Source organism: Gordonia sp. N1V (assembly GCF_029269935.1).
In the GTDB taxonomy this organism is placed as follows: Bacteria; Actinomycetota; Actinomycetes; order Mycobacteriales; family Mycobacteriaceae; genus Gordonia; species Gordonia polyisoprenivorans.
Genome location: NZ_JARJDD010000046.1, coordinates 1 through 7,606 on the forward strand (window position 1 = coordinate 1; position 7,606 = coordinate 7,606).

Below are 7,606 nucleotides of genomic sequence, written 5' to 3' on the forward strand. Positions count from 1 at the left end.
ACCAGGGCAATCAGGACTCTAAAACAAGCCGGACCGATCTACGGGGGACACGCCACGGGCGATGGCCGAAGAACGCCGATGACGAGATGGCAAATTCCGCCAAAGGAGTGAGAAGCACCGTGCACGCCGTGCTCGGGCACGACGAACAGCGGCGACCGGGCGACTATCGCCCGACCGCCGCTGTTGGGGGTGACTACCGGTATCAGCTGACGAAGTCGATCGCCACCGGCATGTTTTTCAGACCGCCGACGAAGTTGGTCTGAATGACCTTGGTGTCACCGGTGACCTCGACTTTGCCGATCTTGGGCAGCAATTCCTCGAACATGATCCGCAGCTCGATCTTGGCCAGGTGCTGGCCGATGCACATGTGCGGACCGTAGCCGAACGCAATGTGTTTGTTGGGCCTGCGGTCAATATTGAAGGTGTCGGGCTCGTCGAACACATCGCTGTCACGATTACCCGACTGATACAGCAGCATGAAGCGGTCACCCGGTTCGATTCGGCGGCCCCGAAGCTCGTACGGCTCCAACGCCGTGCGCATGAAATGCTTGACCGGCGACGCCCAGCGCAGGGATTCATTGACCAGGTTGGGCACCAGCGAGAGATCGCCCTTGACCCGCTCGAGCAATGCCGGGTTCTGCGAGAGTGCGTGAACACCGCCGGCCAGCGTCGAGGAGGTTGTGTCGTGCCCTGCGGTCGCGATCGCGATGAAGTAGCCGTAAGCGACCTGCGGCGGGAAGTATTCGCCGTCCTCATTACGCGCGGTGGCGATCAAGGTGGCGAGGTCGTCTCGCGGCGTCGCACGCCGATCCTGCAGCAGGCCCTCGAAATACGCGAAGAAGTCACCGATCGTTGCTGCCCATTGCTGGGCTGCCGCCTCCGGTGTCATGGGTGCAACGTCCTCGCGAACGGCGTCGGGGTCGGCGGTCCCGAAGAACTCCTGGGTCAGGGTCATCATGCGCGGCTCGTCGGACTCGGGCACTCCGAACAAACTCATGATGACGTGCAACGGGTAGGAGATGGCGAAGTCCTTGACGAAGTCGATGCGCCCGTCACCTGCCACCAGGGTGCTCACCGACTCCTGGGCCAGCGCGCGGATGGTGTTCTCCCACTGCTTGAGGTTGTTCGGACGAAACCAGTCCGCGGCAATGTCTTTGATCACGGTGTGCTCGGGCGGATCGAGATAGGTCAGCGTTTCCAGGATGCGCAGACTTCCGTTGTTGATCGACTTGGTGAACTCGTCACCGGCGATATTCGTCAGGATCGGGTTCTCCGATCCCTTGTTCTCGCCGCCGCCGCTGGAGAAGATCTGCGGCTGTCGTTCGATCTCCATGATGTCGGCGTGCTTGCTGACCAGGTGGATCGGCTGGTATCCGTCGACCTCGCCGACACCCAACGGATTGTTCTCACGCAGCCACCGATACGCATTGAACAGCGCTACCTCGTCTCGATGCCCCTCCGGCAGAATGATCTGCTCGGCGATCTCCCGGGGAACCGTAATCGCGCGCGCCGCACTCGTCGTTGACGTCATACCTACTCCTCTTGAGCTGTCGAAAGATTCAGGCCAAGGCCCTACCTACATTCTTGTCAGTCCAGCGGTGATGCGCATCACCCGTGCTGGGTACATCACGGCCCCTCGCAGGGGGAATCGCATCGGCCGACGGTCAGGAAACGGCATGTGATTACCATTGCCGCACAACGATATTGCTGCGCAACGGCAACGGCCGACGCACCCGAGCAGGATGCGCCAGCCGTCGTCGCAGTCAGCCTCATAGAGGCCGTGTCACAGGTAAATCGACTTCTTGACCAAGTACGCCGCCAAACCTTCGGGGCCGAGTTCACGCCCCATACCCGAAGCCTTGATGCCACCGAACGGGGCTGTGGGGTCGGGCAGGTAGGCGTTGATACCCACAGTGCCCGAGGCGATCCTACGGGCAACAGCTACACCGTGATCATGGTCTGAGGTCCACACCGAGCCGCCGAGCCCATAGTCGCTGGCGTTGGCGATCGCGACGGCATCGTCATCTCCGTCGTAGGAAATGATCGACAGCACCGGCCCAAATATCTCCTCCTGGGCGATCGCATAGTTGTTGTCGACGTCGGCGAAGATGGTCGGCTCGACGAACCAGCCCTGCTCGGTGAACTCCGGTCGCCCGCCACCGGTGGTCAGCCGTGCACCGTCGCCCTTGCCCTTGGCGATGTAGGACTCCACCCGCTCGCGCTGACGCGAGGTCGCCATTGGACCGATCTGCGTGGTCGGATCGAGCGCGTCACCCACCTGAAGCGAGGCCGCGAGCCCGGTGAGGGTGTCGACCACCTCCGAGTACCGCGCGGCAGGCGCGAGAATTCGGGTGCCGAGAAAGCACGTCTGCCCGTTGTTGAGCAAGGTGGCGCCGAAGATCTGCTCACCGATCTTCGCGAGATCGAGATCGGCATCGTCGAGAATGATCGCCGCGGACTTACCGCCGAGTTCCAGCGTAACGGGGCGGAACAGGCGACCACAAACCTCGGAGATGCTCCGACCGGCGGCACTCGATCCGGTGAAGGCCACTTTGTCGATCCCCGGGTGCGCGACGAGATAGGCCCCCAGCTCCCGACCACCCGGGACGATGTTGACCACTCCGTCCGGGATTCCGGCTGCAGCGACGGCCTCGGCGAAGACGTAGCTGTCGAACACGGTCTCCGGCGAGGGCTTCAGGACGAAGGTTGCACCCGCCGCGAGTCCTGGCGCGTACTTGAATGCCGCCAGAGCCTGCGGGAAGTTCCAGGGCACGATGGCACCAACCACACCAACCGCCTCGGCGGTCACGAGGGTCGATCCACCCAGCAGACCCGGACGGGTCTCCTCGAACGGGTATTCGCGGGCGAGCCCGGCGTAGTACCGCAGCAGCAACTGCGGGAACACTGCCTCGAGCTGCTGTGCGATCGCGATCGGCATGCCGTTCTGGCTGCTCACCGCCTGAGCGAGATCGGCGGACCGTTTGTCGAGTTCATCAGCCAGCCGCTCCATCGCGTCGGCCCGCTGTGCTGCAGTCCACCCGCCCCACCCGGACCGATCGCTGAATGCGGCACGAGCCGCGGCAACCGCAGCATCGATATCACCTTCGGCACCCTCGGGAACCGATCCCAGTGCCTGTTCGGTGTTGGGCGAGATCACGGTGATCCGCCCGCTACCCTCCGGCGACCTCCAGCCACCACCAATGAACAGGCGGTCTTGTTCGATTGCATTCGTCATGGAGTCCTTCGTCCTCTGGTCGGCGATGATGAGGCGGCAGGCGCATAGCGGCCACCGGCAAAGTCGGTCACGAATCACGGAATCGGCGAAACATGGGCACGCGGACGGTTCTCACCTCGGCACTTGCCGACCCGGTAGCCGTGTCCCGATATCGAGCAGCGTAGGAACCGACGCGCGGCTGTGACGAGGTTTCGTAGCCCGATTCCCTCGAACATCCCCCGCCGACTCCCGCGGACGAGGGAGGTTGACGTTTTTCTTGGTCTAACCATTTGATTACGGGTGCGCCGTGAGGCATATTAAGCATCTATAGTGATGTAGGTCTCAACGAGAGGATAGACGTGACCCGTGAACCTTCCGTCGTGGCGCAGACCGTGGAGCATCGCCCCGAGGTTCGTGCCGATCGGCGAATCGTTGAGGTCGCTTGGGGGCACGTCCAAGCCTGCCTGGAATTCCTCGGGCCGCAGGCGCCCCTGCCGAGCAGCGAACTCGACGGAATGTTGACCAACGTTCGAACTCGTCTCGAGCAATTCGTCACCCGATCGCAGATCACCACCGACCAGCGACTGGACGCATGTCGGCTCCTCTTCACCATCCACAACGACCAGTCGGCCCTCCTGGACCTCGACGTACGCCGAGCCGTCGAGGCCCTCGGTGAGATCCGTCATGTGGTGGGAGATCTGCTCGAATCCAGCACCGAGGAGTTGATCGCGGCAATACCGATCCGAATGTGCCGCGACCTGATGTTCGGCCGCGCAATGATCTCCTCCGTCCGCTCCGCCGTGTGGATGCCCCGACACCTGCACATCGAGGACGACGACAGCCCGGAGAACGACGACTTCCTCTCCTACGTCGACGGGGCACGCATCCCGTTGTCACACGCGCCACTCGAGACCGAGATCGTCCGGAGTCGCACCCCGACCATGAGTGAACGTGCATCGAACGACAAACGGACCTTCAAAGAAATTGTGGCAGTGGCGCAGTCCCACGGTTACGTCGCGGCACCCATCGTGTCGCGGGGTCGGGTGATCGGTATTCTGCACGCCGACCGGCCGCACGGACGTTCGGAGGTGTCAGGCGGCGACCTCACCGTCGTCAGCACTCTGGGTGAATGCCTCTCGTCGGTCTTCGAACGCGCCATCCTGCAGGAGCGGATCCAACTCAGTTCCGAGCATGTCGACCGGGTCTTCGGTGACATCGTGTCGCAGTTCTCAGACGTCGCAACCTTCCCGAAGCAGCGCGTTACGGCCGGACGCACGGTTCCCGAGACCGGAAATGCCCCCACCGCCACAGTTGGTGGCATGGGCTTCTTGACCCCCCGCGAGCGAGAAGTGCTCGCGCACATCACCACCGGTGCAACCAACGCGCAGATCGCCCGCTCGCTGGTGATCTCCGAGGAGACAGTGAAATCACACTTGAAGCAGATCTCCAAGAAGCTCGGTACCACCACTCGTTCTGCTGCGGTGGCCCGATTCGCACAGTTGTCGCACAATTCCCCCGCATAGAGGCATGAACCTCAGCGGAGCGACACGTGCCTGCGTTCTCCTGACCGATGTCGACGCCACTCTGCGCGCTTCACTCGACCTCGCCTCACCCAACTCCTCTCCACCGCAATCGCTCCAGTCAGTGGTGCGTAGAGCACGCGATACCACCGAGCGTGCGATGGCCAAGAGCCCGGGATCCGGTCAGGCCACGCCCGAGCCAGAGTTGATCTCACAGTCGTTGTCACTGCAATTGACACTCCAGAGATTCATGTCTGAACGACGGGCGCAGATCATCCGGTCGCTGCCATTCTCGATACGGCGCTTGACAGGTACCGAAGACAAGACGATCGCCCGCCAAATCTGTCTGGAGTTGATCTCCTCGGGCGGATTCGGGCGGGCGGTGTACTCCGACGTCGAGGGCCTCATCGTCCGCCCGGCGCACGCGGCTCGCGCATCCGACGATGGGATCACGGACTCCGATTTCTCTGGCGATCACGACTTCGATGCCGGCCCCGGATCGGTGGAATACACATGCCTGACAGCCGCCGGCCCGCCACTTCTGGCAGACGATGCCCACGCCCACCCGGCGATGGCCGACATGTTGGACAGTACTGACTACGTTGTCGCACCGATCCTCGCGTCTTCCACGGTGATCGGGATGCTCCACGTCGCGGCGCGTGCACCGTTGGCGATCGATGGCCGCGACCTCGAGTGCCTCGGGGTCTACCAAGGAGCCGCCGGCGCTGCCTTCTCGCGCGACGCGTGGTCGGAGGTGGCCGTCGGCCACTACACTGCGGTCCGCCAGGCCGTCACCGCGGTCGTCGAAGATGCCGGACGAATCATCAGCGCAGACTTCGAGATCGGCGGAGTAACGTCCAGCGACGCCCAGGTTCCGCGCCTGCAATCACCGGCGATCAATTTCGCGATCGAGGAGTCGCTGACAAAGCGAGAAACCGAGGTCATGCGCTTGATCGCTCAAGGACTGTCCAACGCGGAAATCGCCGAACGCCTGTTCATCGGGGTCGAGACGGTGAAATCTCATGTGAAGAAAGTGCTGAGGAAAATCGGTGCGGTCAACAGATCCGAAGCAATCTCGCTGTATCTCGACAACGGAAACCGGTCGCGGTGACTGAATCGGTCCGGGTTTTCTCTCCCTTGGAGTCGCCAGAGATTACCTTCCCTGTACCCAGCGGTCAGCGGACGACGCACGCGCGCAGGTCACACTCGGGGTCGGACAATGCATCGGGATCCAGTACATCGGCTCCGCCGATGAACTTCTTGCCCGCCATGAAATACGCTGACGCATTCACGGTTTCGACAGCAACCAGCCGATGAGACTCGTCGAGGTGAAAGATCCCGAATTTCCCACCATTGACATCGTGACGCACATGCGAGCTGTGCCCCAGGTGTACGTGCCCTGCGATCTTCAATTTCAGATCGAACTGGTCCGACCAGAACCAGGGCACCTCCGGATGCGGTGAACGCGCACCGGAAATGATAGCGGCCACCCGCTTCGCCTGCTCCAGCGCACTCGGAATGCTCTCGAAGCGCATGAAGCCGTCACCCATCGGTCGGCGAGTCACATCGCCGATTGCGAAGACACCCGGCACCCCGGTCGATCCGTTGCCGTCGACGAGAATCCCAGCATCACAAGCAATTCCGGCGCCCGCAGCAATGTCGTCATTCGGTATCGCCCCCACGCCGACAAGGACCGATCCACACTCGATCCGCTCGCCGTCCGCCAGATCGATCGCCGCCACCGAGCCGGACTTCTCAACGACCTCCGTGACATCAACGGAAGTGCGGATAACGGTTCCCTGATTGCGGTGATGGCAAGTGAGGAACTCAGAGAATTCCTGGCTCGCCACACGGGCCAACACACGCTTTTCTCGTTCGAGAACCGTCACGTCGACGCCATGAGTACGCGCCTGTGCCGCAACCTCGAGCCCGATGTAACCGCCGCCGACGATCGCCAGCCGTCCGTGGTGCTCGATCGCCGTTCGTAGTCGGGCGGCGTCGTCAATTGTCCTGAGCGACAGCACGCCATCAGAACCCATTCCAGGAGTGGAAAGTTGCCGAGGACGAGAACCGGTGGCAATGACGAGGTACGCATACCCGACCTCTTCTCCGTCTGCCGTGGTGACTGTGCAAGCCTGCGGATCGATCGTTGTCACCACTGCACCAAGACGCAGATCGATCCCGTTCTCGCCATAGAACGCCTCGGGACGAAGATACTGACGGAGCAAGTCGTCATCCATGAATTTCTTTGACAACGGAGGTCGATGGTATGGCAGATGACGCTCATCGCCGAACATCACAATCTCACCGAAGAAACCCTCCTGCCTCAATAGCGCAACGAGATTGGCTCCTCCGTGTCCGGCACCGACGACGACGACCGGACCCTCCGACGATCTCTGTCCGCTCTGTGACATGTCCACCTATCCACTGATCTCGACCATAAGTGACCCGACACCCGCTTTCCGCACCGAGAAATTGCGTGAGGGACGGCCATAGGTGTGTCGGGATCTCTGTAATTCTCGACCCAGGACAGGATCTGCGCGTCACCACGGTGAGTGATTGTGTCTCCCGATCGCGAGGCACCAGCACACCACCTCAAGTCTTCCGCTTGCCACGACAACACCTGTGACCAGGCTTCTTTCCGCGATCATCGTTACCTTTCGAGCGTGAGTGCGCAAAATGCGACATCTTCCCGCGCAACGGCTCGACTGCTAGTCTCTCCAAGCACCATCATCTTGCGAATCGCGTTCTGCGCCGACAACAATGCCGGCAGTACCGACTGCCTGCCACTGGAGGACTTAGCCCATGGGTGTCGAAGTGAGTGTGGCGAATCTGACGAAGTCGTTTGGTTCGCAGAATATTTGGCGTGATG

5 protein-coding genes are annotated in these 7,606 nt (G+C 61.9%); 2 read left to right on the top strand and 3 right to left on the bottom strand.

Annotated elements, in window-relative coordinates:
• Positions 1-202: 202 nt before the first annotated feature.
• Positions 203-1,531 (bottom strand): cytochrome P450, encoded by a 1,329-nt coding sequence (locus tag P3L18_RS27950; protein ID WP_271355238.1) that lies wholly within the window; start codon positions 1,529-1,531, stop codon positions 203-205.
• Between the two features lie 252 nt (positions 1,532-1,783).
• The gene (locus P3L18_RS27955) at positions 1,784-3,235 is read right to left on the bottom strand and encodes an aldehyde dehydrogenase (RefSeq protein WP_276115977.1); all 1,452 of its coding nucleotides are present in this window, start codon (positions 3,233-3,235) and stop codon (positions 1,784-1,786) included.
• 338 nt (positions 3,236-3,573) lie between these two features.
• Between P3L18_RS27955 and P3L18_RS27960 the strand changes: the two genes are divergently transcribed.
• Positions 3,574-4,737 carry a LuxR C-terminal-related transcriptional regulator gene (locus P3L18_RS27960; protein ID WP_276115978.1) on the top strand — a complete coding sequence of 388 codons (1,164 nt, stop codon included), beginning with the start codon at positions 3,574-3,576 and terminating at the stop codon, positions 4,735-4,737.
• Between the two features lie 301 nt (positions 4,738-5,038).
• Positions 5,039-5,845 (top strand): helix-turn-helix transcriptional regulator, encoded by an 807-nt coding sequence (locus tag P3L18_RS27965; RefSeq protein WP_276115979.1) that lies wholly within the window; start codon positions 5,039-5,041, stop codon positions 5,843-5,845.
• Positions 5,846-5,909: 64 nt separating this feature from the next.
• On the opposite strand, the gene P3L18_RS27970 is transcribed toward P3L18_RS27965, so the two are convergent.
• On the bottom strand, positions 5,910-7,148 hold the full coding sequence (locus P3L18_RS27970; RefSeq protein WP_276115980.1) for an FAD-dependent oxidoreductase: 1,239 nt from the start codon (positions 7,146-7,148) through the stop codon (positions 5,910-5,912).
• Between the last annotated feature and the right edge of the window lie 458 nt (positions 7,149-7,606).

Excerpts from the sequence above, each read along its gene's own strand:
- P3L18_RS27955 (WP_276115977.1), bottom strand. The coding sequence starts at position 3,235 with ATGACGAATGCAATCGAACAAGACCGCCTGTTCATTGGTGGTGGCTGG.
- P3L18_RS27970 (WP_276115980.1), bottom strand. The coding sequence starts at position 7,148 with ATGTCACAGAGCGGACAGAGATCGTCGGAGGGTCCGGTCGTCGTCGTC.
- P3L18_RS27950 (WP_271355238.1), bottom strand. The coding sequence starts at position 1,531 with ATGACGTCAACGACGAGTGCGGCGCGCGCGATTACGGTTCCCCGGGAG.